General features: G+C 62.7%; 25 protein-coding genes. 20 read left to right on the forward strand and 5 right to left on the reverse strand.

The window, feature by feature from the left end; translation table 11 throughout:
* The first annotated feature begins 72 nt into the window (after positions 1 to 72).
* Genes CK221_RS08390 through CK221_RS08430 form a run of 9 tightly spaced genes read left to right on the forward strand, consistent with a single transcriptional unit; the run spans position 73 to position 8,402 of the window.
* On the forward strand, positions 73 to 1,824 hold the full coding sequence (locus tag CK221_RS08390) for a methanol/ethanol family PQQ-dependent dehydrogenase (RefSeq protein ID WP_245435177.1): 1,752 nt from the start codon (positions 73 to 75) through the stop codon (positions 1,822 to 1,824).
* Positions 1,805 to 2,674 (forward strand): substrate-binding domain-containing protein, encoded by an 870-nt coding sequence (locus CK221_RS08395; protein WP_095777397.1) that lies wholly within the window; start codon positions 1,805 to 1,807, stop codon positions 2,672 to 2,674. The genes CK221_RS08390 and CK221_RS08395 overlap by 20 nt, the downstream gene beginning before the upstream one ends.
* Positions 2,671 to 3,204 (forward strand): c-type cytochrome, encoded by a 534-nt coding sequence (locus CK221_RS08400; RefSeq protein ID WP_066993828.1) that lies wholly within the window; start codon positions 2,671 to 2,673, stop codon positions 3,202 to 3,204. The genes CK221_RS08395 and CK221_RS08400 overlap by 4 nt, the downstream gene beginning before the upstream one ends.
* The gene (gene coxB, locus CK221_RS08405; RefSeq protein WP_245430592.1) at positions 3,201 to 4,214 is read left to right on the forward strand and encodes a cytochrome c oxidase subunit II; all 1,014 of its coding nucleotides are present in this window, start codon (positions 3,201 to 3,203) and stop codon (positions 4,212 to 4,214) included. Before CK221_RS08400 ends, coxB begins: the two co-directional genes overlap by 4 nt.
* Complete coding sequence (gene ctaD, locus CK221_RS08410) at positions 4,211 to 6,187, forward strand: cytochrome c oxidase subunit I (RefSeq protein WP_095777398.1); 1,977 nt, start codon at positions 4,211 to 4,213, stop codon at positions 6,185 to 6,187. The genes coxB and ctaD overlap by 4 nt, the downstream gene beginning before the upstream one ends.
* Positions 6,184 to 6,789, forward strand: coding sequence for a cytochrome c oxidase subunit 3 (locus CK221_RS08415; protein ID WP_095777399.1), 606 nt, complete (start codon positions 6,184 to 6,186; stop codon positions 6,787 to 6,789). The genes ctaD and CK221_RS08415 overlap by 4 nt, the downstream gene beginning before the upstream one ends.
* Positions 6,789 to 7,130: a hypothetical protein gene (locus CK221_RS08420; protein WP_095777400.1), complete on the forward strand. Its 342-nt coding sequence runs from the start codon at positions 6,789 to 6,791 to the stop codon at positions 7,128 to 7,130. The genes CK221_RS08415 and CK221_RS08420 overlap by 1 nt, the downstream gene beginning before the upstream one ends.
* A complete protein-coding gene (locus CK221_RS08425; RefSeq protein WP_095777401.1) occupies positions 7,127 to 8,005 on the forward strand; it encodes a cytochrome c oxidase assembly protein in 879 nt (292 codons plus the stop codon). The genes CK221_RS08420 and CK221_RS08425 overlap by 4 nt, the downstream gene beginning before the upstream one ends.
* Complete coding sequence (locus CK221_RS08430; RefSeq protein WP_066993840.1) at positions 7,986 to 8,402, forward strand: c-type cytochrome; 417 nt, start codon at positions 7,986 to 7,988, stop codon at positions 8,400 to 8,402. The genes CK221_RS08425 and CK221_RS08430 overlap by 20 nt, the downstream gene beginning before the upstream one ends.
* Positions 8,403 to 8,432: 30 nt before the next feature.
* Here CK221_RS08430 and CK221_RS08435 read toward each other — a convergent pair whose 3' ends face one another.
* Entirely contained in the window at positions 8,433 to 9,350 is a 918-nt protein-coding gene (locus CK221_RS08435) for a hypothetical protein (RefSeq protein WP_095777402.1), read from the reverse strand.
* A gap of 317 nt (positions 9,351 to 9,667) precedes the next feature.
* Between CK221_RS08435 and CK221_RS08445 the strand changes: the two genes are divergently transcribed.
* Together CK221_RS08445 and glf are read left to right on the forward strand one after the other, a co-directional pair.
* The gene (locus CK221_RS08445) at positions 9,668 to 10,840 is read left to right on the forward strand and encodes a glycosyltransferase (RefSeq protein ID WP_095777404.1); all 1,173 of its coding nucleotides are present in this window, start codon (positions 9,668 to 9,670) and stop codon (positions 10,838 to 10,840) included.
* Positions 10,841 to 10,842: 2 nt separating this feature from the next.
* The gene (glf, locus tag CK221_RS08450) at positions 10,843 to 11,979 is read left to right on the forward strand and encodes a UDP-galactopyranose mutase (protein ID WP_095777405.1); all 1,137 of its coding nucleotides are present in this window, start codon (positions 10,843 to 10,845) and stop codon (positions 11,977 to 11,979) included.
* Between the two features lie 9 nt (positions 11,980 to 11,988).
* On the opposite strand, the gene CK221_RS08455 is transcribed toward glf, so the two are convergent.
* From CK221_RS08455 to ftsZ, 4 genes are all read right to left on the reverse strand, one after another.
* Positions 11,989 to 13,167 (reverse strand): beta-glucosidase, encoded by a 1,179-nt coding sequence (locus tag CK221_RS08455; RefSeq protein WP_095777406.1) that lies wholly within the window; start codon positions 13,165 to 13,167, stop codon positions 11,989 to 11,991.
* Between the two features lie 97 nt (positions 13,168 to 13,264).
* Positions 13,265 to 14,095, reverse strand: a complete 831-nt coding sequence (locus CK221_RS08460; protein ID WP_095777407.1) for an SIR2 family protein — start codon at positions 14,093 to 14,095, stop codon at positions 13,265 to 13,267.
* A gap of 191 nt (positions 14,096 to 14,286) precedes the next feature.
* Positions 14,287 to 15,747: a hypothetical protein gene (locus CK221_RS08465; RefSeq protein WP_210200031.1), complete on the reverse strand. Its 1,461-nt coding sequence runs from the start codon at positions 15,745 to 15,747 to the stop codon at positions 14,287 to 14,289.
* A gap of 294 nt (positions 15,748 to 16,041) precedes the next feature.
* Complete coding sequence (ftsZ, locus tag CK221_RS08470) at positions 16,042 to 17,034, reverse strand: cell division protein FtsZ (RefSeq protein WP_067328519.1); 993 nt, start codon at positions 17,032 to 17,034, stop codon at positions 16,042 to 16,044.
* Positions 17,035 to 17,470: 436 nt separating this feature from the next.
* Here ftsZ and CK221_RS08475 point away from each other — a divergent pair, with 436 nt between their 5' ends.
* The 9 genes from CK221_RS08475 to pqqE all read left to right on the forward strand — a co-directional run bounded on the left by CK221_RS08475 (position 17,471) and on the right by pqqE (position 25,140).
* Positions 17,471 to 18,718 (forward strand): ABC transporter substrate-binding protein, encoded by a 1,248-nt coding sequence (locus CK221_RS08475; protein WP_095777408.1) that lies wholly within the window; start codon positions 17,471 to 17,473, stop codon positions 18,716 to 18,718.
* Positions 18,719 to 18,737: 19 nt separating this feature from the next.
* A complete protein-coding gene (locus CK221_RS08480) occupies positions 18,738 to 19,709 on the forward strand; it encodes a YVTN family beta-propeller repeat protein (RefSeq protein ID WP_095777409.1) in 972 nt (323 codons plus the stop codon).
* Between the two features lie 79 nt (positions 19,710 to 19,788).
* The gene (locus CK221_RS08485; protein WP_095777410.1) at positions 19,789 to 20,577 is read left to right on the forward strand and encodes an ATP-binding cassette domain-containing protein; all 789 of its coding nucleotides are present in this window, start codon (positions 19,789 to 19,791) and stop codon (positions 20,575 to 20,577) included.
* An 11-nt stretch (positions 20,578 to 20,588) separates the two neighbouring features.
* Positions 20,589 to 21,449 (forward strand): ABC transporter permease, encoded by an 861-nt coding sequence (locus tag CK221_RS08490; protein WP_179295103.1) that lies wholly within the window; start codon positions 20,589 to 20,591, stop codon positions 21,447 to 21,449.
* A complete protein-coding gene (locus tag CK221_RS08495) occupies positions 21,449 to 21,673 on the forward strand; it encodes a hypothetical protein (protein ID WP_095782962.1) in 225 nt (74 codons plus the stop codon). The genes CK221_RS08490 and CK221_RS08495 overlap by 1 nt, the downstream gene beginning before the upstream one ends.
* A 362-nt stretch (positions 21,674 to 22,035) precedes the next feature.
* Positions 22,036 to 22,974: a pyrroloquinoline quinone biosynthesis protein PqqB gene (pqqB, locus tag CK221_RS08500; protein WP_095777592.1), complete on the forward strand. Its 939-nt coding sequence runs from the start codon at positions 22,036 to 22,038 to the stop codon at positions 22,972 to 22,974.
* Positions 22,971 to 23,729 (forward strand): pyrroloquinoline-quinone synthase PqqC, encoded by a 759-nt coding sequence (gene pqqC / locus CK221_RS08505; RefSeq protein ID WP_095777413.1) that lies wholly within the window; start codon positions 22,971 to 22,973, stop codon positions 23,727 to 23,729. The genes pqqB and pqqC overlap by 4 nt, the downstream gene beginning before the upstream one ends.
* Positions 23,726 to 24,022 carry a pyrroloquinoline quinone biosynthesis peptide chaperone PqqD gene (gene pqqD / locus CK221_RS08510; protein ID WP_095777414.1) on the forward strand — a complete coding sequence of 99 codons (297 nt, stop codon included), beginning with the start codon at positions 23,726 to 23,728 and terminating at the stop codon, positions 24,020 to 24,022. Before pqqC ends, pqqD begins: the two co-directional genes overlap by 4 nt.
* Positions 24,019 to 25,140 (forward strand): pyrroloquinoline quinone biosynthesis protein PqqE, encoded by a 1,122-nt coding sequence (gene pqqE / locus CK221_RS08515; RefSeq protein ID WP_095777415.1) that lies wholly within the window; start codon positions 24,019 to 24,021, stop codon positions 25,138 to 25,140. Before pqqD ends, pqqE begins: the two co-directional genes overlap by 4 nt.
* Positions 25,141 to 25,183 lie beyond the last annotated feature (43 nt).

Below are 25,183 nucleotides of genomic sequence, written 5' to 3' on the forward strand. Positions count from 1 at the left end.
ACCCGGGCTGCGCGGCAATATGCGGGATTAAGCATTGTTGGGGCGATGATGCTGGCCTGTCTCCCAGTTCTGATGGCCGCCTCGGAGTCGCCCTCGACGCCTGCGATCTCGCCGCCGGCCTCCGCCGCCCCGCCCGACGACGGCCAATGGACGATGCCAGCCAAGAACTACGCCTCGACCCGCTATAGCGAGCTCGCGGAAATCAATGCAGGCAACGTCAAGAACCTGCAGGTCGCCTTCACCTTCTCGACCGGCGTGAACAAGGGCCAGGAAGCGGCACCGCTGGTGGTCGGCAGCACGATGTATATCGTGACGCCCTTTCCCAACATCGTCTACGCGCTCGACCTCTCCAAACCTGGCGCACCGATCAAGTGGAAATACGAACCCAATCCCGAGCCCGCGGCACAAGGGGTGGCGTGCTGCGACGTCGTCAATCGCGGCGCCGCCTTCACCGACGGGCGCATCTTCTTCAACACGCTGGACGGCCACACGATAGCGCTCGATGCGAACTCCGGCCAGCCGATCTGGAACACCCATATCGGCAACATCAATGTCGGCGAGACCCTCACCATGGCGCCGCTGGTGGTGAAGGGCAAAGTGCTCGTCGGCAATTCGGGCGGCGAGATGGGCGTACGCGGCTGGGTCAAGGCGCTCGACGCCGGCGATGGCCATGTCATATGGACGGCTTTCAGCACGGGTCCCGACAAGGAGGTGCTGATCGGCCCGGATTTCAAGCCGCATTACGACATGGACAAGGGCAAGGACCTTGGTGTGACGACATGGCCGCCGGAGGCCTGGAAGATCGGGGGCGGCAATATGTGGGGCTGGATCTCCTATGATCCCGATCTCGATCTGATCTTCCACGGCACCGGCAATCCAGGCCCCTGGAACCCTGACCTGCGCCCCGGCGACAACAAATGGACATCGGGCATTTTTGCCCGCGACCCCGATACCGGAGCGGCTAAATGGTTCTATCAGTGGACGCCGCACGATCTGCACGACTATGACGGCATCAATGAGCAGATCCTGCTCGACATGAACTGGCAGGGCAAGCCGCGCAAGGTGCTGGTCCGGCCGGAGCGCAACGGCTATCTCTACGTCCTTGATCGCACCACCGGCGAGGTCCTGTCCGCAAAACCCTATGGCCCCGTCAACTCCAGCAAGGGTGTGGATCTCAAGACGGGCAGGCTGATGGCAAACCCGGACAAGAAGACCGGGACCGGCAAGGTCGTCCGCGACATCTGCCCGACCGCCTCGGGGCTCAAGGACTGGCAGCCTTCCGCCTTCTCGCCGAAGACGGGCCTGCTCTATATCCCGCACAACAATCTGTGCATGGACGAGGAAGGCGTCGAGGTGAACTACATCGCCGGCACGCCCTATGTCGGAATGAACGTGCGAATGATCCCAGGCCCCGGCGGCAATCGGGGCGCCTTCACTGCCTGGGACATTGCCGCAGAGAAACCGGCCTGGAGCCTCAAGGAAAACTTCCCGGTATGGAGCGGCGCGGTCGTAACCGCCGGCGATATCGTCTTCTACGGAACCATGGAAGGCTGGTTCAAGGCCGTCAGCGCGAAGACCGGCGAACTGCTTTGGCAGTTCAAGACCTCCTCCGGCATCATCGGCCAGCCGGTGACTTATCGCGGCCCCGACGGACACCAATATGTCGCGATCCTGTCCGGCGTCGGCGGCTGGGCCGGCGCCATCGTCTCGGGCGATCTCGACCCACGCGATGCCACTGCTGCGCTCGGTTTCGTCAACGCAATGAAGGACTTGAAAAACACGACAACGGCGGGAGGCACGCTCTATGTGTTCCGACTGCCTTGATGCATTCAAACCGACGGCACTGGCGAAAAGATCCTCCCTGCGGGCCCTCGTGGCCGGTCTCGTCGCGTTGGTCTGGCTGGTTCTGGCCGGCGCGGCGGATGCGCGGGAACTCCGCGCCTGCGCCGATCCCAACAACATGCCGTTCTCCGACGCCAGCGGCGAAGGCTTCGAGAACAAGATCGCCGAGATCGTTGCGGCCGACCTTGGCGCCAAGCTTACCTACACCTGGTGGGCGCAGCGCCGCGGCTTCGTTCGCAACACGCTGAAAGCCGGGCTTTGCGATCTGGTGCTCGGAACGCCCGCAAATGTCGAAATGCTGCGCACCACCTCGCCCTATTACAGATCCTCCTACGTCTTTGTCGCACGACAGGATGGGCCGGACGTAACGTCCTTTAACGATCCACGGCTGCGCGACATGCGCATCGGCGTTCAGCTCATCGGCGATGACGGCGCCAATTCGCCGCCGGTCCAGGCGCTTGGCCGTCGCGGCATTGTCGGACATCTCGTCGGCTACCCGGTCTACGGAGACTATTCCGCTCCTAACCCTGTGGCGCGCATCGTCGAAGCTGTCGCGAGCGGCGAGGTCGACGTCGCCGTGGTCTGGGGCCCGCTCGCCGGTTACTTCGCTACGAAGCAAAAGGTGCCGCTCCGGATCACGCCGGTCACACCTCGCATTGATGGACCGCAACTGCCGCTGATGTACGACATCTCGATGGGCGTTCGGCGCGAGGACGATCGACTGCGCGGCGATGTGAATAGCGCGCTCGCCAGGCACAAGGCCGAGATCGACGCGGTTCTGACGCAATATGGCGTTCCGCTTCTCGACATCGCCGGGAGCCCGGTGCGATGAGGCTGGGTTTCGCGACGCTGCTGTCCGTGACGCTTGCCTTGGCGGCATGCCAGCGCGAGGAGCGGGACACGCGTCCCCAATCTTCGCTCGGCTCCGGCGGGCAGCCGACGCCCGTGACTACGCTGGAACCTGGCGGCCAAAGGCCCTCCCCCAGCAACAACAAGGCAGCGAGCTTCGAGGCGAACGCCTTTCATCTCAGCGAGGGCAAGCGCCTGTTCGGCTGGTTCAACTGTTCGGGATGCCACGCCAATGGCGGCGGCGGCATGGGCCCGGCGCTGATGGACCAGAAGTGGATCTATGGCAGCTCGATGGAAAGCATTCACGCCACCATCCGCGACGGACGTCCGAACGGGATGCCGAGCTTCCGCAACAAGATCCCCGACGATCAGATCTGGGAACTGGCGGCCTTCGTGCGTTCGCTAAGCGGCAACGCGCCCTCTTCCGCTGCGCCACAGCGAAATGACGACATGATGCCCCATCCGTCGGAAAACCGCATGCCGGATGCCGCCACGCTGGGGAAGTCGCCGTGAAAGGCCTCGCCTCGATGGCGTTTGCCGCGGCAAGCGTCCTTTCTCTCCAGGGATGCGCGGGCTGGCAATCGGCCCTCGACCCGAAAGGCCCCGCGGCGAACGAGTTGGCATGGCTGATCTGGTTCTTCGTAGGGCTTTGCTCGGTAGTGTGGGTGCTGGTGATGATCGCTCTCGCCGCACCGCTGTTGATGCGGCCACCCAGGCGCACCGAGCCGCTGATGCTCGACGCCAGCGCCGACCATCGCAAATTGCGCGTTGTGGTCATCGCTGTCGGGCTGACCGCAGCGACGCTGGTCGGGCTGACCCTGCTCAGCTTCTTCGCCAACAGGACGCTTGCGGCAATCGGCTCGAACGCTGCGCTCACCATTCGGGTGACCGGGCACCAGTGGTGGTGGGAGGTGCGCTATGAGGATGCCACGCCGAGCCGCATCCTGACGACGGCGAACGAAATCCACATTCCCGCCGGCGAGCCGGTGCGGCTTCTTCTGACCTCGACCGATGTGATCCATTCCTTCTGGATCCCAAGTCTGGCCGGCAAGCTCGACCTCATCCCCGGTCACATGAACGTGCTGGATATCAAGGCGGACAAGCCCGGAACCTATCGCGGCCAGTGCGCCGAGTTCTGCGGTGCGCAGCATGCGAACATGGGCACCTTTATCATCGCCGAGCCGCGGGCAAAGTTCGACGCCTGGTGGAACGACCAGCTGCAGCCGGCCGCAGCCCCGACGGGCGACGAGGCGAAGGCGGGCGCAGACTTGTTTCTCAAGCGTCCCTGCGTGATGTGCCACAAGATCGGCGGCACGCCCGTGGGCGGAACGGTCGCTCCGGATCTCACCCATATTGCCAGCCGGCAAACACTTGCCGCGGGAACCTTGACGATGAGCCGCGGCAATCTCGCCGCCTGGATAGCCGATCCGCAAGGCATCAAGCCCGGCTCCCACATGCCGGTGGTCGAGCTCAATGGCGACGAGCTCAACGCGATCGTCGCCTATCTCGAGGGCCTGAAATGAGCAGCGCGGACCTGGCCAGCGAACGCGACCTGCCGCCGGAACGTGAGGCGACTGCCAAGGGCGACGTTGCCCCCGAACGTGATGGGCCGCGCGACACCGGCATGGACGATGCCAGCCTTCACCGCTGGCTCGCGCGCACATGGCGGACGCCGCCCGGCATCCTCGGCGCGTTGTCCAGCGTTGATCACAAGGTCGTCGCAAGGCGCTATCTGATCACGGCATTCGGGTTTCTGTGCCTGGGCGGGCTGAGCGCCGTCGCCATGCGCATCCAGCTTTCGGGACCGCAACGCGGCCTGATCGGGCCGGACCTCTACAACCAGCTGTTCACCATGCATGGCGTCACCATGATGTTCCTGTTTGCCGTGCCCATCGTCCAGGCGACCGGCATCTATCTGGTGCCGCTGATGGTCGGCAGCCGCAACATCGCCTTTCCGCGCCTGAACGCGTTCAGTTACTGGATTTATGTCTCGGGAGGCCTCTTCGCCTGGGTGTCCTTCGCCCTTTCAATGGCGCCGGATGTCGGCTGGTTCGCCTATGTGCCGCTGTCAGGTCCCGAATTCAGTCCCGGCAAGCGCGCCGACGTGTGGGCGCAGATGATCACCTATACCGAGGTCTCATCGCTGGCGGTCGCCGTCGCGACCATCGTCACCGTATTGAAGCAGCGTGCGCCAGGCATGTCGCTGGACAAGATCCCGCTCTATGTCTGGGCGTTGCTGGTGACCTCATTCGTCGTCGTCTTCGCCATGCCGGCGGTCATGATCACCTCGACCTTCCTGATCCTCGACCGACTGGTCGGAACGCATATTTTCAATCCAGCGGAGGGCGGCGACGCCCTGCTGTTCCAGCACCTGTTCTGGTTCTTCGGTCACCCCGAGGTCTACATCATCTTCCTGCCGGCGACAGGCATCGTCTCCGCGATCATTCCCGCTTTCGCTCGAAGGCCGGCGTTCGGCTATCTCGGGCTGGTCCTGTCGTTGATCGCGGTCGGCTTCCTGTCGTTCGGTCTCTGGGTCCACCACATGTTCGCGACGGGATTGCCGAACCTCGGTGCAAGCTTCTTCACGGCATCCAGCATGTTGATCGCCATTCCCAACGGCGTGCAGATCTTTTGCTGGTTGGCGACCTTGTGGGACGGCAGACCGGTGATCCGCACGCCGTTGCTCTTCGTCTTCGGTTTCTTCTTCATCTTCGTCATTGGCGGTCTCACCGGTGTCATGCTGGCCTCGGTGCCGCTCGACCTGCAGGTGCACGACACCTATTTCGTCGTCGCGCATTTCCACTATGTGCTGATCGGTGGCTCGGTTTTCCCACTGCTGGGTGCCGCCTATTTCTGGTTCCCCAAGATCACCGGCCGCATGATGAGCGAGCGCCTCGGACGCTGGCATTTCTGGCTGGCCTTCATCGGCTTCAACGCGGCCTTCTTCCCGATGCACCTTGTCGGCCTGTGGGGCATGCCGCGTAGGGTCTATACCTATCCGGCCGAGCTTGGCTGGGGGAACATCAACCTGTTCATCACCGGCGGCGCGGTGCTCTTCTTCCTGAGCTTCGTGCTGTTCACCTTCAACCTCGTGCATGGCGCCTTGAAAGGCGCGCCGGCCGGCGACAATCCCTGGGATGCCGGCACGCTGGAATGGGCCACGTCTTCGCCGCCTCCAAGCTATAATTTCGCGCGCATTCCAATCGTCACGAATGTCGAGCCGCTCTGGGCCGAACGCGAGGCCCTTCCCGTCGCCACCGGCCTTCGCGTCGATGTGCGCGAGCTCCTCATCTCGACGGTGGCGGAAGCGCATCCCGATATCCGCGAGAAATCGGCGACGCCGTCGATCTGGCCCTTGTTCGCTGCGATCGCTGTCGGCGGCACCTTTCTGTATTCGATCTTCACGCCCTGGGCGATCGTCTGGGGCGCCGCGCCGATCGCGATCACCCTGATCGGCTGGTTCTGGCCGAAAGATACGCCGGAGGACGAGGAATGAAGCAGCGTCCCGCCGCCGATCTGTCGGGCCTGCCAAGCTTCGGGCTTGGTCCGCGCAGCCCGACCTGGTGGGGTACGCTCGGTTTCATGGCGTTGGAAGGAATGGGCTTTGCGCTGGCGGCCGGCGCTTATCTGTATCTGGCGACCTTGTGGCCCAACTGGCGTCTGAGCGCCCCGGAGCCCAACCATTTGCCGGGAACGATCGTGACGCTGCTTCTCATCGTCAGCCTGGTGCCGAACCACCTCCTCAACCGCTACGCCAAGCAATGCGCCATCGGGCCGGTGCGGATCGGCATGGTGGTGATGTCGCTGCTCGGCAGCGTGCCGCTCATCGTGCGCTGGTTCGAGTTTCCGGCCCTGAACATCTATTGGGACACCAACGCTTATGGCTCGATGCTCTGGGTGCTGCTCGGCCTGCACACCATCCATCTGATCACCGATGTCGGCGACACGATCGTTCTGACAGTGCTGATGTTCACGCGCCACGCCTATAGCGGCCGGCGTTTCGGCGACGTCGGCGACAACGTCTTCTACTGGGATTTCGTGGTCTTGACCTGGATCCCGATCTATCTGCTCATCTACTGGGTCCCGAGGCTAGGCTGATGCGCGCGCTGCGTTTGGGAACGTCCTGGGGTGGTCTTGTGTCGGGGCCTCTGGCCTGGGCCATCTCTACGCAGCTGAATTACGCGCTGGTGCCCTGGCAATGTAATCGCCAGGTCCCGGTGGTGCTTCCCGTCGCACTGGTGCTCATGGTGTTTTCGCTCCTCGGCGGCGTCCTGTCGTGGCAGGCGAAGCGGCAAGGCGGCGCCGCCTTCAAACCGGAGCGTACACGCAGCACCGAGCGATTCATCGCCGATCTCGGCATGCTTTCGGCTTTGCTGTTTGCCCTCGTCATCGTCATCCAGGGCAGCGCCGCGCTCATCCTCGACGAGTGCCTGCGATGAGCTTCGAGGCGTTCTTCTCGACCTCGATCTGCTACGGCGCCGGCGCGCCCGAGGCCGGGTGGACGCTTGCCCTTCCCATCACGCTTCCGCTGGCCGCGCTCGCGCTGGTCTATGCGACCGGCGCCAACCGGCTGTGGCGCCGCAGCAGCCGAGGCCGACCAGAGCGGATACGACAAACCTTGCTGTTCGCCGCAGGGTGGTGCGTGCTGACGGGAGCGCTGGTCAGCCCGATCCATGCGCTCGGCGAGCGGGTCTTTGCCGCTCACATGATCGAGCACGAGCTGCTGATGGCGCTGGCGGCTCCGCTGCTGGTTGCAGCCCGCCCCGGCGCGGCCCTGGTATGGGCATTACCGGTCGCGTTTCGGCAGAGAACGGGAAGGCTCACGCATGGCAAGATGCTGCAGGCGGTCTGGGCCTTCGCCAGCCGCCCTCTCAACGCAACAATCATCCACGCGATCGCCATCTGGATCTGGCACATCCCGTTCCTGTTCGAGGCAGCCCTGCAGCGGGGCGTGCTGCACTATACCCAGCATGCGAGCTTCCTCGGCACTGCCTTGCTGTTCTGGTGGGCGCTTCTGCCCCGTTCCGGTCGGCAGCAGGCCTATGGCAGCGCTGTCATGCATCTCTTCTTCACCTCGATGCACACCGGCCTGCTCGGCGTGCTGCTGCTGCTGTCGCCCAAACTCTGGTATCCGGAAAATGCCGGTGGCGCAGCGCTGTGGGGTTTAAGCCCGATCGAGGACCAGCAGCTTGCGGGTCTGGTGATGTGGGTTCCGGCTGGCCTGATCTATGGCGGAGCCGCTTTGCTGCTCGCCGGCCTCTGGATAAGCAAGAGCGGAACCAGGGAGGCGACGCATGCGCTCCGATCTGGCTAGACTGATCGCCGGCGCCCTCGCCGCCATGATCGTAGTTGCCGTAGCCGTCGCCGCCGTGGCCTTATGGGCCGACCGGCGTGATCGTGTCCGGCACGAGTCGGATGCGGCAACCGGCGGCGTGGGCGCGCGCGCCATTCCGATCATGACCGCGAACGGCTGCTCCGGCTGCCATACGATCCCTGGCGTGCCGGGCGCGCAAGGTCAGGTCGGCCCGCGCCTCGACGCCAGCCTCGCCGGCCGGGTCATTATCGGCGGCGTGCTGGCGAACAATCCGGAGAACCTGATCCGCTGGATACGCGGCGCCAGAGAGATTAATCCGCACACCGCCATGCCATCGACGAGGATCACCGAGCAGCAGGCGCGTGATATCGCGGCCTATCTCTATGCTTTGAAATGATTGAACCCCGCCGGGTCGGAACCCGGGCTGTCACGCAACCTTCGACAGGACGCTGACATCGCATCTGGCGAGGCCATATCGCCAGCGATGGTTCGTCGCCGCGACACGGCTCTGGTAAAAAAGCGTGAGCTGTTCGCCCTCGATCATGACGGTCGAGTGACCGTTTTCTCCTGGCCCGCCTGGATCAAGAACCGGACCTACCGAGACGTAGGGTCCGGTAACCTCGGCGGCGATGGCGAAAAACACGCGTTGTCGGCTTCCTCGCGCTCCCCGCGGAAGGAAGCACGTGGCGTTCAGAAGCACGCGGCCATCGGGGAGCTCGACCAGTTGGGCGCCTTCGATCCCCCACTCGTAGTCGGGATCATCGCGCGTATTGTGGTGTGGGATATCACTATGGTCGAGGATCCTGCCCAGCCGCTTCCAAGGTCCGAACCACGAGTCCGACTGGCTGCGCGCCAGGTAGATGTCGGGTTGCGGCACACGACTGAATTTCGGCATGCCGGAATAGACGATGTAGCGCTTGCCGCCGATGATCGCCGGATGCGGATCATAGATCCCATCTTCGTCCGTGCCAGGGATCGACAGGATTGCCGGGTTGAGCACGACCCAGTTGAAGCCATCATTCGACACCGCGTGCTCACAGCGGCCGCCGGACTTCATGAACTCGGTCTGGATGAACATGTGGAAGACGCCGAGCTCGTAGACAACACCGGGCGCGGCAACGCCCGATCCTGTGACAGGAAGCTCGATGGGCTCGTGCTCCGTCCAGGGACCATGCAGCTCCGGCGCGGTTGCGTGAAGTATCTTCCAGCTCTCGGTTGTTACCGTGCCGCTCGAGCCGAAGACGTGCCAAAGCCTGCCGTCAAAGACGGGGCATGGATCCTTGAGATCATCCACCGCCTGCGGATGGAAGAGCGGGAACACATTCGTCTCGAACTCGATCTTCATCACTTGCCCCAGCAATTGCCGGCCGTTTGAGGCTCGTTTGGCTCCGGTCCAGGCGAATCGTTGGAGCCGTCGAACAGCTTAGCTGCCCATGCTACCGAAATACGGCCACCGAGTGACCGTCCCCAGGAAGCTGCGTGCGAATCTTGGCCGCACCTGCCAAGGGCAGCAGCTAAGATCCTTCGCCGCTTTAACGGTTCGCGGCTGGAACAAGTTATTCGACGGAAAGTTAGACGGAAAGGCGGAGCTGGCCTCCGCTGCCTGCGATTAACAAATGTTAATCGCAATATAAACCTGTGCTGCCACTAGGGAAAATTTGTATGGACGCGGCAATAAGAATACCAACTCGCAGAAAAACTACGAAGACGCAAGACTTACTTATATGCTTCTCTCATTTACGATGGAATTTTGTCTATCAGCGTCCACAGCATATTCTTACCTTGGCCGCGAAGGAGCATGAGATTATCTATTTCGAGGAACCTGTTTTCGAGGAGCGCTCGCATCCCTCGATGCGTTTCTCAGAGGTGGCGCCGGCAATTCGGGTCGCGACTCCTCTGCTTCCAATTGGCACAAGCCCGGCCGGAGCTGATGCCGTGCAGCGCAAATATCTCGACCGGATCATCGCTTCGACGCCGCACACCAACCTGACCGCCTGGTACTACACGCCCATGGCCCTACGCTTCAGCGCGCACATCAATTGCGATGTCTGCGTCTATGACTGCATGGACGAACTTTCGGCGTTCAAGAATGCGCCAACCGAGCTGGCCATGATGGAGCGAGCGCTATTCGGGCGCGCCGACGTGGTCTTCACCGGCGGCTTGAGCCTCTTTGAAGCGAAGCGCTGCCAGCACCGTGCCATCTATCCGTTTCCGAGCAGCATCGACGTCAGCCACTTCCACAAGGCAAGGACACCCGGCAAGGACCCGGCCGATCAATTCGGCATTCCTCATCCACGGGTGGGCTTCTTCGGCGTCATCGACGAGCGCCTCGACATCGATCTCGTGGCCCAGGCCTCCAAGGCCATGCCGGACGTGCATTTCGTCATGCTCGGTCCGGTGGTCAAGATCGACCCGAGCAGCCTGCCGACAGCGGGCAATCTGCATTGGCTCGGCGGGAAAGCCTATGCCGATCTTCCAGATTATCTGCGCCACTGGGACGCCGGCTGGATGCCGTTCGCGCTCAACGAGGCCACACGCTTCATCAGCCCGACAAAAACGCCGGAGTTCCTCGCCGCTGGCCTGCCGGTGGTTTCAACAGCAATTGTCGATGTTGTGCGAACCTACGGCGCAGCCGGGCTCGTCGACATAGTGGACGCCGAGGACGTCGACACCAAGCTGCGATCCGTCCTTACCCAATCGCGCGAGGCGCGGCTTCCGCAGGTCGATGCCTATCTCGCGGACATGTCCTGGAAGCGCACATGGAATGGCATGGCCGCTCACATCAGGAACGCCAGTGCGAGGAAAAAGGTCGTCCCGTTCCGCAGGAGCGCCTGACCATGTTCGACTGGCTGATCGTCGGCGCCGGCTTCGCCGGCAGCGTTCTCGCCGAACGCATTGCCTCGCAGCGGCGAGAAAGTGTTCTCCTCATCGATCGCCGCAATCACATCGGGGGTAACGCCTATGACTGCTACGACGAAGCAGGCATCCTCATCCACCGCTACGGGCCGCACATATTCCATACAAATGCCCGGTCCATCGTGGACTATCTGTCACACTTCACGACATGGCGGCCGTATGAACATCGTGTGCTGGCGGCGGTCGACGGAATGCTTCTCCCGATCCCCATCAATCTCGATACGATCAACCGCCTCTATGGTCTCGATTTGGATCCGGTGGAACTGGAAGACTTCTTCGCGTCTCGCCGCGAGACGATCGAGGAAGTCCACACGGCCGAGGACGTCGTGGTCAGCACTGTCGGGCGGGAACTCTATGAGAAATTCTTCCGCGGCTACACCAGGAAGCAATGGGGCGTAGACCCCTCCCAGCTTAGCAAATCGGTAACCGCCCGGGTTCCGACCAGGACCAACCGCGACGACCGCTACTTCGGTGACAGCTTCCAGCACATGCCCGCGAACGGGTACACGCGCATGTTCGAGCGCATGCTCAACCATCCCAATATCAAGATCATGCTGCAGACGGATTATCGTGAGGTCCGGGACCGGATTCCGTTCCGCAAGCTGATCTACACCGGCCCTGTCGACGAATTCTTCGACTGGAGACTTGGCCGCCTGCCGTATCGCTCACTGCGTTTCGAGCACGTGACCGTCGACTGTGAACAGTTCCAGCCAGTCGCTGTGGTCAACTATCCGCAAACGGAGGACTTCACCCGGATCACCGAGTACAAGCATCTGACCGGTCAGAAGAACGCCCGGACAAGCCTCACCTATGAATACCCGACCGACATTGGCGATCCGTATTATCCGGTGCCCAGGCCGGAAAACGAAGCGCTCTACAAGCAATATGAAGCCTTGTCCGCCAGTCGCCCGGATGTCTGGTTTGTCGGACGCCTTGCGACGTACCGCTATTACAACATGGACCAGGTCGTGGGTCAGGCTCTGGCTACTTTCGCCCGCATTCAGAAGACGGTCCCAATTGGAGGCGCCTTGCAGCCGGCAATGGCTGTGCCGGGCTAAAGCCGCTTGCTACTCCGGCATGCAAGGCTGCGTGGATCGAGAATGCTGGCCAAACAGCCTCTGCTGCCTCGCCAGTTCATCGGCCATCGGCTGACGGGTGCGACGCGATCCATCCGCATGGATGACGGAGAAAAGGCCAACTTCGGCGTGGCGTGAATTGTCCCATCCCGGGTAAGCCGTGATCGGATAAAGGCAAATACCCCCGACGGGCGCGCCTTGATTCATAGCCTCCCGCACCTCGTCGCACACATAGTGAAGCCATGCCGGCCCCCCCGATCCCTCCGCACCGGTCTCCGCAATGTACATCGGCTGTCGGTAGCGCTGGGCGACCTCGACGAGCATTTCCGACAGAGCCCGGTATTCGTGATGCCCCATCGGGATTGTTGGCCCGTGCAGGTACCACTGATTGTGCGGATAGAAATTCAGACCGATGACATCGATGAGATCTTCGCTGCCCCCAAGCTGCGGCTCGACGCGCCCCATCAGCATGTCGTACGCTTCGAACTGTCCTTGACGGACTTTTTCAGCCGCCCGCATTTCCGCGCGGCTTCGATCGCGCGGCGCGATGTGAATAAGCGGCTCGGCCCAGATGAACCGGCATTCTGGATCCGCTTCGCGCATGGCTCGTATGCCTTGCACGGCAGCCTTGACGAGGTGGCGTTTGAACCAACCCCTTCGCCTTGGGCCGGCCGGTGGAAAATAGCCCACTTCGACTGCCCAGGCGAAGAACGATATCTCGTTGATCGGGCAGACGAGCGCAGGCTTCCCGCTGACGGCCCGATGCAACCGGACAGCTTCCGCTGCGAAATCGGCATAGCGTTCGATCAGCTCCTTCCCGCCCTGGTCAAGATAATCGGGGGTTCCGTAGTGAAAGACATCCCAGATGACCTGAACGCCGGCGAGATTTGCCGCTTCGATCATCGGCGCCCAACTCGACCAATCGTACACGCCCGGCGCCTTCTCGATCAGGTGCCAGCGTAGCCCGTCACGAACAGTTCTGAGCCCAAGGTTCGCGCAGCCGCGATAGTCGCGTTCTGCGTGAGAATCATGGCCAGTCGCCCGCACGAGATCGAGACGCACGCCATCCTTTCGCCGGTGCGAGGAGCATTCGAAACCGCCCATGAAAAAACTGTCGAATGTGACCGCGCTGGCAGCCGGATTCACGTTTGGGCTAACGGCATGCGGCACATTCTTACTCCTTGGATTGGCCGGCACGGTCGACCAACGGCCGAAACCCTCTTTGGGTTGGGCAAATTCTTCGTTCTTGCCGCGTGCTGAACGGCGTTCAGCCCAGCGTGATCTCCTGATCGTTCACAACCTCGGCCAGCCGACTGAGGAAACTCACGAGACCGACTTCCGGATCGTCGTTGTCGCCTGTGAGCACGGAGATACCCCAACGCCCCAGCACGGCTTCTTCGACGGGGTCTCGGCTCGCCATGAAAATGTATGACGGCGGCCGATCCGCCTCGTAGCCCGATCGATTCCATGTCTGCCAAAGCCGATGCAACAGCAGCCGGATGTTCAGGTCCGACAAGCTATAGCCGACGAACAGAACCGTGCTGCCCAGCGCATCGGAACGAAACCGCACATCGAGCGGCGAATCGAAGGATAACCGATCGAGATAGTCGGTTTCCGTAAGGACCAGCGAGGAATCGTCATCGAAGTCGCCGTGGAATTTCACGATGCACGCGACGTCCCGGCGAGCCTTCGAGACATCCCGAGCATTGGCCACCTTCACGTATGCGCGGCCGTGTATCTCAAAGGCGACTTCGAGGTTCCGGTCATAGTTGGTGGTGTAGATCACCGGAAAATCCAGTGCGACGATCAGACGATGCAGTTCGGACTCCCGAATCTTCTCCCTCGTCACGGTCCAGTGCCTGTCCATCCAACTGCGCAACGGCCCGATGCTGCCATGCTTGATCCGGTAATACTCGGCCAGGGTTTGGAAGCGATCACGCGGTCTCGCCCCATCCAGGCCGAGTTCGCTCGCCATGCGTTCAATCAGCTTCTCCCAGGAAGGCAGCCCCACGCTCATCGAAACACCAGCTCCGACAAAGAGCACCGCATTGCGCTCTCGGATCGCTTTTGCGAGTGGAATAATCGGGTCCTCGTTCATTGCCGAAGCTGAGCGGGCTGCCGCGGGCGGCGCATGACGCATAACTTCCGAACCCGAAGGTGGATGAAGTGTTCCCCGCTCAGCCGCGAAAATCTAGAAGACCGCCGATACTCCCGGTCGGTCTCGGCAAGGTCTCGGAGCTGCCATCGAGCAAGGCAAAGCAGAGACGGACGGGCTGGCTTCGGTCCCTCTCAGCATCGGCGGATCGCGAGCGCGACATCGGTCGCGAACGGTGGCACCTCCAGCTTCAACCTACCGTCCGCTTGCGCCCGCCATTCCGCCGCTTGCGTGCCGGCCGCAGTATCCCAGCCGACTATGTGGTAGCTACCCGGAGCCAGCCCAGGCAGGTCGATCATGACGGGCTCGGTTTGCACGTCGGCCTGCAGCATGCCGTTGGGCCCGATCGTTTCGCGGTGCACCAACCAGGCCACCGCCTGGGCATCGTCGCCGCAGGCTACCGCCGCGACATCGGGGCGGGAAACCCGCACCCGGCCGCAGAGATGGACACGTCGGAACCGACTCCAGTCGATCAGCGGCAGGAAACCCGCCAGCGAGCGCTGCGCCCGCCGCATGCCGGGTGTGAGCATATGCGGCGTACGGTTCGGCCAGCGCATGCCGCCACCGGCACCGCCGGCAGCCAGGTGCGCCCATTGCATATGGCGGAAATATTCGTCGTCGAACGGCTCCGGCAGCGTGATCTTCTTGTCCTTGAAGGTATGGATCGGGCCATGTTCGCTGTCGAGGAACGGCCGGCCATCGCGAGTTTCGGCCAGGGCCTCGCCGACGATCCGCCCCAGGCCGAGCGCCGGGGCCACTGTGTCGCGGGGATGATCGATCGTGCCCTCCTCGTAGATGTGGAGGGAGGCGAAGTCGAGATCCGGATGCCGGAAGATGGGTTCGCGGAGCGGCATGTGCGCCCGCCAGCGAAGCTCCGGTCCGAAGAGCGAAACCGTTTGCGGGTGGGAGCGGCCGTAGAGCGAAATCTCCAGCCGGCGAACGAAAGCACCGAGATCGTGGATGAAGTCGCCGAAATCGTCGGCGCTGCCTTCGGCCTGCTCGGGATGGATCTCGTTCCAGAGGTCCCAAGCGAAGAGCGCGCCGCTGCCGCCCCATCTGCGCACCGCGAATTCCAGCCTTGCCTTGATGGCGCGGCGCGTGGCCGTGCAGACCAGAAAGCGCGAGGGCTGATCCAGCACGCCGCCGTTCCTCTGATTATAGGGGTGATGACGCCAGTGCCGCCACTGCCAAAATGTATCGAACGGGGTGAGCAGTATTCTCAAACCGTGCTTTTCACAGAGACGAAAAAGATCGTCCCACAGCCGCACCATGGCAGGAACGAAGCGACCGAGCGGCCGCTCGAAGTAGCGGTGGCGGACCTGAGCATATTCCAGCATCAGCCTGAGGCAGGTGACGCCGCTTTGCTTAAGCCAGCGGAGGTGAGCCTCCACGCCGGCTATGTCCTTGCGCCGGAACAGCCCATTTAGCTCAGGCCAGCTTATCGCGTCATTCTGCCCGATCGGCATCCACGGCTCGCCGTCCTCAGTGGCGAAATATGAGCCGGCCACCGTGATCCACTGCAGACCCGCGGACCGGACAGCGAGCACGCGCTCCGCGTCACTGGTCGTGCTGTCCGTTAATCCCGTGTTGTCCAAGTGGCTTTCCGGTATTCCCCAAGGCACTCCAAACTGTCTCAGGGGAAAAATGTTCACCGGCGCCGGCGCAAAAATCGCAGCCCGCCCGGGCCTCATCGCCGAGACAATGGCCCGTTATTAAAGAATGGCCAGCTGATCTGCTCCAGCTTCGTTCGACTGAAAACCCTAGCTAGGATCCGCTCGCCGCCATCCCGGCCGCAGGGGCCTGGGCAGGCCACCGAAAGCCAACCAGGTCAAGTCATAGCGACGAGTAGAGATTCGCCGGCGGGATCTCGCCAACCAGGAAGGCCGGCTTCAGGCGATCCTCTGCTGAAGCTGCGGCATGTCTTCGCTCTTCCGCAGACCCGTTGCGACGACCGACACCCGAAACTTTCCGGCCAACGCCTGGTCGAAGATGGCGCCGACGATAATGTCGGCGTCGGCGTCGACCTCTTCCCGTATCCGTGTCGCGGCTTCGTCGACCTCGAAGAGCGTCATGTCCGTGCCGCCGCAGATCGATACCAGCAGGCCTCTGGCGCCCGTCATGGAAGCCTCATCGAGCAGCGGGTTGGCGATTGCTGCCTCGGCCGCCGTCCTTGCGCGGCCCTCCCCCGAGGCCTCACCGGTTCCCATCATCGCCCGGCCCATGTCTCGCATCACCGACTTCACGTCGGCAAAATCGAGATTGATCAGGCCTTCCTTCACGATGAGATCCGTGATGCAGCCGACACCGGCGTAGAGAACACGGTCCGCCATAGCGAAGGCATCGGCAAACGTCGTCCTGGCGTCGGCGACCCTGAAAAGGTTCTGGTTGGGGATGACGATCACGGTGTCGGCGCTTTCGCGAAGGCGTTCTATGCCCTCTTCGGCGGCCTGGGACCTGCGCTTGCCCTCGAACGTGAAAGGCTTGGTAACCACCGCCACCGTCAAAATGCCGGCATCGCGCGCCGCACGCGCAATAACGGGCGCGGCGCCAGTCCCGGTGCCGCCGCCCATGCCCGCCGTGATGAAACACATATGCGTTCCCGCAAGATGATCCATGATCTCGTCGATGGATTCCTCGGCGGCCGCGCTGCCGACGTGGGGGAGAGATCCGGCGCCCAAGCCCTCGGTCACATGCGCACCCAACTGGATCAGTCTCGGCGACTTCGACATGGTGAGCGCCTGGGCGTCGGTATTGGCGACGACGAACTCGACCCCCTGCAGGCCTTCAGCGATCATGTTGTTGACGGCGTTTCCGCCAGCGCCGCCGACCCCGACAACTGTGATCTTAGGTCTCATCTCCAGGATTTCCGGCTTGGCAGTCATTGTGATCTCTCTACGGGACGCAGTGGCTGCGCCAGAGCAACTAGCAAACGAATCAGATGGTCCCGCCAAGATCAGGGAATCAGAGGACAGGCCTCGCCGCAAGGTCAAGCTGAGGGCGTCAAATCGCAAGTTTGCTTCAGGAGCGCCGTGGTCCCGAGCGCAAACCTGCGTGAACCGGTGGGGGGGCGGGGGCGACGAAAGACAAATGGTTCAGCCGAAGCAGCCCGCGTCCTCTTCCCTGAGATACGTCCGGGCCGCTTCGGACCGTCGCGCGGCCAGCAGCCCTGAAGACCGCGATCCGTCGCAAGCAGAGCCGAGACGTCCTGCTCACGAGGTTGATAAATCCCGCCGGCTCTCTAAGTTCGCCTTGGGGCACCTTTACTTCGCGCTGGTCCGGCAAACGATCGGACTTAGGCGCAAGAACGGTGATTTGTCGATGACAAGCGCGGTGTCGGGCACCTTGGCGGCCCTTTTGTGCTTTCTGTCCCTGACCGCTGCTGCTCCGCGTGCGTTCGCCCAGCAACCGACCGTGCAGCCGGCCGGAGCGATCAAGCCGGACGAGAAGACAACCGAAATCAAGATAGGCTATTTACGGGCCTACGCGCCGCGCCTGACGCTTTCCCTGCTGGACGAGCCGCCGCGTGACGAAGGTGTCGCGGGCGCCAATGTCGCCATCGGCGACAACAACACCACGGGCAGGTTCATCAATCAGAAATTCAGCCTCGACGTCACCGAGATAAAACCGGAGGCCGACGCGGTTGAGGCATTCAACGCGTTGATTTCCAAAGGCGACCGCTATGTCATCGCGGATCTCTCGGCCAAGCAGCTGCTGTCGATCGCCGACATCGCCCGCGACAAGGGCGTGCTTATCTTCAACGTCGGCGCCACCGACGACAGACTGCGCGAGGAGGAATGCCGCATAAACGTCTTCCACATCGCGCCGACGCGAAGCATGCTCGCCGACGCTCTGGCCCAGTATCTGATGGTCAAGAAATGGCCGAGCTGGGTGCTGCTCTACGGCTCGCATGATGAGGACCGCCTCTATGCCGACGCGTTGCGCCGCGCGGCAGCCCGCTTCGGCGGACAGATCGTCGCGGAGAAAGAATTCAAGGATACCGGGACGGCGCGCCGCACTGACACCGGAGCCACGCAGATACAGCAACAGATTTCGGTATTCACGCAAGACCTGCCGGAGCATGACGTGCTGCTTGTGGCCGATGAAAGCGAGGTGTTCGGGACCTACGTGCCCTACCGCAGTTGGACGCCGCGGCTCGTCGCAGGCACGGCCGGTCTTGTGGCATCGTCATGGCATCCCGCGAGTGAACAGTGGGGCGGCATTCAAATGCAAAATCGCTTCCTCAAGACGGCAGGCCGGCGAATGCTGTCCAAGGACATGTCGGCCTGGACGGCCGTGCGGGCCATCGGCGAAGCCACCACGCGCACCAATGGCGGCGATCCGAAAAAGATCAGCGATTACATCCGCTCGGACGACTTCTCGGTCGCCGCCTTCAAGGGGCAGAAGCTGACCTTCCGCAAATGGAACCTCCAGCTTCGCCAGCCGATCCTGCTTGGCGATGCCACATCGGTCGTCTCGACATCTCCCCAGGAGGGCTATCTCCACCAGGTCTCCGAGCTCGACACCCTCGGCATCGATCAGCCGGAAACGAAATGCGTTCTCAAGTAGCGCCGATCGGGAGGAATTCGTGCAGAGCCGAGCTTGCATACTCGCCATTCTCGCAACCGGCGTCATGGCCGACCCGGCATCGGCCTACACGGCCTACGTCTCAAACGAGAAGGACAATACGATCACCGTCGTCGACACGGCAACGATGCAGGTGGTCAAGACCGCCGACGTCGGCCAGAGACCGCGCGGCATCACCATCTCGCACGACGGCAAGTTCATCTATTTGTGCGCCAGCGACGACAATACGATCCAAATCATCGATACCACGACGCTGCAGGTCGTCGGCACGCTGCCCTCCGGCGACGATCCCGAATTGTTCGTGCTTTCGCCCGACGGCAAGACGCTCTACGTCGCCAACGAAAACGACAATCTGGTCACCGCGATCGACCTCGACAGCAAGCAAGTCACGTCCGAGATCCCGGTCGGCGTGGAACCCGAAGGCATGGCCGTCAGCCCCGACGGCAAGACCCTGGTCAACACCTCGGAGACCACCAGCATGGCGCATTTCATCGACACCGAGAGCCATGAGGTAACCGACAACGTGCTGGTCGACACGCGCCCGCGCTTCGCCGCGTTCAAGCCCGACGGCTCGCAGGCCTGGGTCAGTGCCGAGATCGGCGGCACCGTCAGCGTCATCGACAACGCCAAGCGCCAGGTCGTGAAGAGGATCAAGTTCGCGATTCCCGGACTGCGAGCCGAAACCATCCAGCCGGTCGGCATCGCCATCAGCGCCAACGGGAAGAAGGCCTATATCGCGCTCGGCCCGGCGAACCATGTCGCAGTGATCAACACCGAAACCTACGAGGTTGAAAAATACATCCTCGTCGGACAGCGCGTCTGGCATCTGGACTTCACCCCCGATCAGAAGACACTGATCACGACGAACGGCAATTCCAACGACATCACTTTCATCGATACGGCGACCGAGGAGCCGGTTCAGTCGGTCACCGTGGGGCAGCAGCCGTGGGGCGTGGTCATATCGCCCAAATAGAAAAGCAGCCGAAAGATTAAGGCCTGAAGCCGGGGCCAAAGACGTCGAGCGCGCTAGATAGCATCCTGAAGGAGCATCCATGCAGCATGCGAGGACGGCGAAAACGGGGATCGGAGCGGCGGCACTCGATGTCGCCGGCGTCAGCCATTCCTATGGTCCGAAGCGGGCGCTCAACGACGTCTCGTTCTCGATCGCGCCGGCGACTTTCACCGCCCTTCTCGGTCTCAACGGCGCCGGCAAGACGACCCTTTTCTCGCTGATCAGCCACCTCTACGACACGCGCCAGGGATCGATCCGCATCTTCGGCCATGACGTCCGCCGTGCGTCCGGCGAGGCGCTGAGGCGGGTCGGCATTGTGTTCCAGGCACGCACGCTCGACCTCGACCTGAGCGTATACCAGAACCTCTCCTATCACGCCTCGCTGCACGGCATCGGACGGCATGAAGCCCGGCAGCGCATTGCAGCGCTGATCGAGACGGTCGACATGCAAGGCCGTCAGCATGACAAGGCTCGCGGCCTTTCCGGCGGTCAGATGCGGCGCATCGAGATCGCCCGGGCGCTGCTCCATAGCCCGTCCCTGCTGCTGCTCGACGAGGCGACGGTGGGTCTCGACATCCAATCGCGCGCGGGCATTCTCGCCACCATCCGCAAGCTGGTCGAAACCGAGGGCATCGGCGTGCTTTGGGCCACCCACCTGATCGACGAGGTTGAAGACGGCGACCATGTCGTCGTGCTGCGGCAAGGTGACCTGGTCGCCAAAGGCAAAGTGGCCGACGTGGTCCAAGCGAGTGGCGCCGCGTCGATCCGCGACGCCTTTTCCAAACTCAGCCGCGGCGAAGCAGCCGGCCAGGCGGAGATCTCGCCATGAGCACTCCCGCAATGCCGGAAAAGGTCGCATCCGTCACGCCGGTGAAGTCCGGCGCGTTCGGCTTTCGTCACTACCTCATCTGCCTCAAAGGCGTCGTCGTGCGGGAAGGGCTGCGCTTCCTGCACCAGCGCGAGCGCTTCATCTCGTCGCTGGTGCGACCGCTCGTCTGGCTGTTCATTTTTGCCGCCGGGTTCCGGCAGGTGCTCGGTGTCTCGATCATCCCGCCCTACAAGACCTACGTGCTCTACGAGGTCTACATCACGCCGGGCTTGTGCGGCATGATCCTGCTGTTCTCGGGCATGCAGTCTTCGCTGTCGATGGTCTACGACCGTGAGATGGGCAATATGCGAATCCTGCTGGTCAGCCCATTTCCCCGCTGGTATCTGCTGGTGTCGAAGATGCTCGCCGGCGTCTCCGTGTCGATCGCGCAGGTTTATGCCTTTCTGATCGTTGCCTGGTTCTGGGGCGTCAAGGGGCCGCCGCTCGGTTACCTATTCGTGCTGCCGGCCCTGTTCCTGTCGGGGATGATGCTTTGCGCGCTCGGCATGCTTTTGTCCTCGATGATCAAGCAGCTCGAGAACTTCGCCGGCATCATGAACTTCGTCATCTTTCCCGGCTATTTCGCGTCGCCGGCGCTCTACCCATTATGGCGCATCCAGGAAGCGAGCCCGCTGCTTTACAAGCTCTGCCTCGCCAACCCCTTTACTTATGCCGTCGAGCTGATCCGCTTCGCCTTCTACGGGCAGATCGATTGGGTGTCGCTGGGTGTCGTCGCCGGCTGCACGCTGCTGTTTCTCGGGGGCGCCATCATCGCTTATGACCCTTCGCGCGGCCTGATAACCCGCAAGCAAGGCACGGGAGGAAACGGTTGATGGAACGGATGAGCCTTGTTCGCAGCCTGGTTGCGGCTGTCATGCTCATGCCCCACGCCGGCGCCACGGCCGCGAACACCGATCCGGACTGGCCCTGCATGCAGCGCAAGGTGCCGCAACTGGTCGCCGGGGTGAGCTTGATCGAACGGGAGAGAGACGGAGCTAAGGAACTGATCCTTGAGCTAGGCAGTTGTGTTCTGTTCCTGTGTTTTTTGGCTGTTTGAGAACCCAGCGTTTCATTTGTCCATTGTGAGGTGATGGATGAGCCATTGCATTGCCCGCAATGGCGCCAATGACGACCGGTCCCTTCGGGCTGGCTAAAGAGGAGAATGCAATGAAGAAGAAGAGCTGGAAGAAACCGACGATGTGCCAGGTTGCCGCGGGCTTCGAGATTTCGCGGTATCTGCCTGCTGAAACGCCTCCCAGGAAGTAGGCCGCAGAGCTGCGTGTCCCTGGCTGCGGGGGCATGCATCCCCTTGCCGCTTGAGGTCGTCGAGACGGGGGCTGCCGCGGGAAGCGCGGGCGCGAAGCCGTTTGGCACCGAGAATTTGGCGTCGGTCAAATGGGCCGCAGAGCAGGCATCGCCATGCGCGTGAAGATCATAGGATCGGCGGCGGGAGGCGGATTTCCGCAATGGAACTGCAACTATCGCCTGAGCCGCTCGGCTCGGAGCGGCATGGCTGGCGTGCATTCGCGGACCCAGTCGTCCATTGCCGTATCGGCTGACGGGACAGGCTGGGTTCTGTTCAACGCGTCGCCCGACATTGGCCGGCAGATTGCGCAAACGCCTGAACTGCAGCCCGCGGCCGATGCGCTGCTGCGCTCGACGCCCATCCGTGCAGTCGTGCTGACCAATGGCGACGTCGACCATGTCGCTGGCCTGCTCAGCCTGCGGGAGCGGCAGCCCTTCGCAATCTATGCAACGGCCCAGGTGCTGGCGACACTGGCGGCGAATTCGATCTTCAACGTTCTCGATCCGGCGATCGTGCCGCGCCGCATTCTGGCGCTAACGGAGGAACTGGCGATCTGCAACGCGGACGGCCAGGAGACCGGCGTGGTCGTCGACGCCTTTCCCGTGCCCGGCAAGATCGCGCTCTATCTCGAGCAAAGAGGCGATCCAAGTGCCGATTTCAGCTCCGACACGGGCGACACGATCGGCGTGCGTATCAGCGGGGCTGGAAGTCGCGCTGCTGTCTTCTACATTCCCGGCTGCGCGCGCATCGATGCCGCCCTGCGCACGCGTCTGGCGGACGCCGCCTGCCTTCTGTTCGACGGCACTGTCTATGCAGACGACGAGATGATCCTCGCCGGCGTCGGCCAGAAGACCGGTGCGCGCATGGGGCACATCGCAATGTCTGGAGAAGCGGGTTCGATCGCCGCCTTGGTCGATGTGAGGATCGGCCGCCGCGTCTTCGTCCACATCAACAATACCAATCCTGTTCTCGACGAGAGTTCCGCCGAACACGCGGCGGTCAGAGCGGCTGGCTGGGAGATCGGGAGCGACGGAATGGAGATCGAACTTTGAGCGACTTCCACGACGCGGCGCGACATGGTCTGTCCAAGAGCGAGCTCGAGGCCGTGCTGCGGCAGGTCGGCGCCGAGCGTTATCACAACCGCCATCCCTTTCATCACAGGATGACCAGTGGCGTGCTGACGAAGGCCGAAATGCAGGCCTGGGCATTGAACCGCTACTGCTACCAGACCGTCATTCCGCGCAAGGACGCCGTGATCCTGGCACATGCCGAGGATCCGGCGTTTCGCGCCGCCTGGCGCAATCGCATCGAGGATCAGGACGGCGAGGACGGCTGGAGCGGCGGCATCGCGCGCTGGCTGCATCTGGCGACCTCGCTCGGGCTCGATGCCGAAGCCGTCAAGAGCGAAAGGCTGGCGCTGCCGGCGACCCGCTTCGCCGTCGGCGCCTATCTTTCCTTCTGCACGAACCGCACGCTGCTCGAGGCGGTGGCATCGTCGCTGACCGAGATGTTCTCGCCGATCATCATCGGCGAGCGAGTGCCGGCGATGCTGGCCAAATACGACTACATCACCGAGGACACGCTGGTCTATTTCAGCCGGCGGCCGGAACAGGCAACGCGCGACGCCGACTTCGCCCTCGCCTATGTGCTGAGCCACGCCGATACGGCCGAGCGCCAGCAGCAGGCGATCGATGCGCTGGTGTTCAAATGCGATATATTGTGGGCCATGCTCGATGCGCTTCAACATGCCTATGGCGCGCCGGGAAACGTCCCTCCGGGCGCCTTCCAGCCGGAGGCAACCCGATGATGGCGCCGCGCGAGAGAGCCATCGTCTCCTTGCAATCAATGCCATCGCTGCCGAGGCACGTGCGTATTCAGTACGACCCCGTGCGACAGGCCTTCGCCGTGCTTTCGCCGGAAAAGGTATTCTGGCCGAACGATATCAGTCTCGACATATTGCGCCGCTGCGACGGGCGGTCCGCGGTCGGCTACATCATCGCTGGTCTTGCGGCCGATTACGATGCTGAACAGGAGGCCGTAGCGGCCGATGTCATCGCCTTCCTGCAGGAATGGTCGGACAAGCTGCTGGTGAAGCTATGAGCGAGCCGCTTCTGCCTCCGATCGGCATGCTGGCGGAACTGGCGCATCGCTGCCCGCTGCAGTGCCCTTATTGCTCCAATCCGCTCGAATTGCTCAAGGCCAATCGTGAGCTCGACACCCAGACCTGGCTCGATCTTTTCTCGCAGGCCGCCGATCTCGGCGTTCTGCAGGTGCATCTGTCCGGCGGCGAGCCGACGCTGCGCCGCGATCTCGAGCAATTGATCGCCGGGCTTTCGGCGCGCGGTGTCTACACCAACCTCATCACCGCCGGCATCAACATTGCCGAGGGCCGGATCGCGGCCTTTGCCGAAGCCGGGCTCGACCACCTGCAGCTGAGCTTCCAGGGCGCCCGCCCGGCGACGACCGACCGTATCGGCAACCACAGCGGCAGCCACGAAAAGAAGCTGGAGACGGCACGCCGCGCCCGCGCGGCCGGGTTGCCGCTCACCATCAATGCGCCGATCCATCGCCACAACATCGAGGAAGTGCCGGAATTCATCGACCTGGCTCTTTCGCTGGACGCCGAGCGGCTCGAGATCGCCAATGTGCAGTATGCCGGCTGGGCGCTGGCCAATCGCAATACGCTGATGCCCGAACGCGCCGCGGTCGAACGGCAGGCGGAGATCGTCGCGGCGGCGCAAGCACGGCTTGCCGGCGTCATCAACATCGATTTCGTCCCGCCGGACTATTTCGCCGTCTATCCCAAGCCGTGCATGGGCGGCTGGGCGCGCGACGCCTTCATGGTGACGCCCGACGGCACGGTGCTGCCATGCCATGCCGCGCAGACCATTCCTGCGCTCCGCTTCGAGCGTTTCGGAGAGCGCTCGCTGGCCGAGATCTGGACCGATTCACCGGCATTCAATGCCTTTCGCGGTACCGAATGGATGCTGGAGCCGTGCCGAAGCTGCGAGCGGCGCGAGATCGATTGGGGCGGCTGCAGATGTCAAGCGATGGCGATTGCCGGCGATGCCGCCGCAACGGATCCGGTCTGCATCAAATCGCCGATCCATGCCCGGGTGGGCATGCTCACCGATGAAACGCGGCGCGCCGCGGCAGACAGTGCGGCGGGCGAACCCTTCATTTACCGTCGGATAGGAGCTGTGGCGGAGCTCGCCTGACCGTCTTCCCCTAAGTGGTCCCCAATAGGATAGAACCGGAATT

This window comes from Mesorhizobium sp. WSM3868 (genome assembly GCF_002294785.1).
In the GTDB taxonomy this organism is placed as follows: domain Bacteria; phylum Pseudomonadota; class Alphaproteobacteria; order Rhizobiales; family Rhizobiaceae; genus Mesorhizobium.

What these genes read in the sequence shown, in the direction of transcription:
- CK221_RS08395 (WP_095777397.1), top strand. Translation starts at nt 1,805, where the DNA reads ATGTGTTCCGACTGCCTTGATGCATTCAAACCGACGGCACTGGCGAAA.
- glf (WP_095777405.1), top strand. Translation starts at nt 10,843, where the DNA reads ATGTTCGACTGGCTGATCGTCGGCGCCGGCTTCGCCGGCAGCGTTCTC.
- CK221_RS08420 (WP_095777400.1), top strand. Translation starts at nt 6,789, where the DNA reads ATGCGCGCGCTGCGTTTGGGAACGTCCTGGGGTGGTCTTGTGTCGGGG.
- CK221_RS08435 (WP_095777402.1), bottom strand. Translation starts at nt 9,350, where the DNA reads ATGAAGATCGAGTTCGAGACGAATGTGTTCCCGCTCTTCCATCCGCAG.
- CK221_RS08475 (WP_095777408.1), top strand. Translation starts at nt 17,471, where the DNA reads ATGACAAGCGCGGTGTCGGGCACCTTGGCGGCCCTTTTGTGCTTTCTG.
- pqqD (WP_095777414.1), top strand. Translation starts at nt 23,726, where the DNA reads ATGATGGCGCCGCGCGAGAGAGCCATCGTCTCCTTGCAATCAATGCCA.
- pqqE (WP_095777415.1), top strand. Translation starts at nt 24,019, where the DNA reads ATGAGCGAGCCGCTTCTGCCTCCGATCGGCATGCTGGCGGAACTGGCG.
- CK221_RS08415 (WP_095777399.1), top strand. Translation starts at nt 6,184, where the DNA reads ATGAAGCAGCGTCCCGCCGCCGATCTGTCGGGCCTGCCAAGCTTCGGG.
- CK221_RS08490 (WP_179295103.1), top strand. Translation starts at nt 20,589, where the DNA reads ATGCCGGAAAAGGTCGCATCCGTCACGCCGGTGAAGTCCGGCGCGTTC.
- CK221_RS08390 (WP_245435177.1), top strand. Translation starts at nt 73, where the DNA reads ATGGCCGCCTCGGAGTCGCCCTCGACGCCTGCGATCTCGCCGCCGGCC.
- ftsZ (WP_067328519.1), bottom strand. Translation starts at nt 17,034, where the DNA reads ATGACTGCCAAGCCGGAAATCCTGGAGATGAGACCTAAGATCACAGTT.
- CK221_RS08485 (WP_095777410.1), top strand. Translation starts at nt 19,789, where the DNA reads ATGCAGCATGCGAGGACGGCGAAAACGGGGATCGGAGCGGCGGCACTC.
- CK221_RS08400 (WP_066993828.1), top strand. Translation starts at nt 2,671, where the DNA reads ATGAGGCTGGGTTTCGCGACGCTGCTGTCCGTGACGCTTGCCTTGGCG.
- pqqB (WP_095777592.1), top strand. Translation starts at nt 22,036, where the DNA reads ATGCGCGTGAAGATCATAGGATCGGCGGCGGGAGGCGGATTTCCGCAA.
- CK221_RS08495 (WP_095782962.1), top strand. Translation starts at nt 21,449, where the DNA reads ATGGAACGGATGAGCCTTGTTCGCAGCCTGGTTGCGGCTGTCATGCTC.
- ctaD (WP_095777398.1), top strand. Translation starts at nt 4,211, where the DNA reads ATGAGCAGCGCGGACCTGGCCAGCGAACGCGACCTGCCGCCGGAACGT.
- CK221_RS08430 (WP_066993840.1), top strand. Translation starts at nt 7,986, where the DNA reads ATGCGCTCCGATCTGGCTAGACTGATCGCCGGCGCCCTCGCCGCCATG.
- CK221_RS08425 (WP_095777401.1), top strand. Translation starts at nt 7,127, where the DNA reads ATGAGCTTCGAGGCGTTCTTCTCGACCTCGATCTGCTACGGCGCCGGC.
- CK221_RS08460 (WP_095777407.1), bottom strand. Translation starts at nt 14,095, where the DNA reads ATGAACGAGGACCCGATTATTCCACTCGCAAAAGCGATCCGAGAGCGC.
- CK221_RS08445 (WP_095777404.1), top strand. Translation starts at nt 9,668, where the DNA reads ATGGACGCGGCAATAAGAATACCAACTCGCAGAAAAACTACGAAGACG.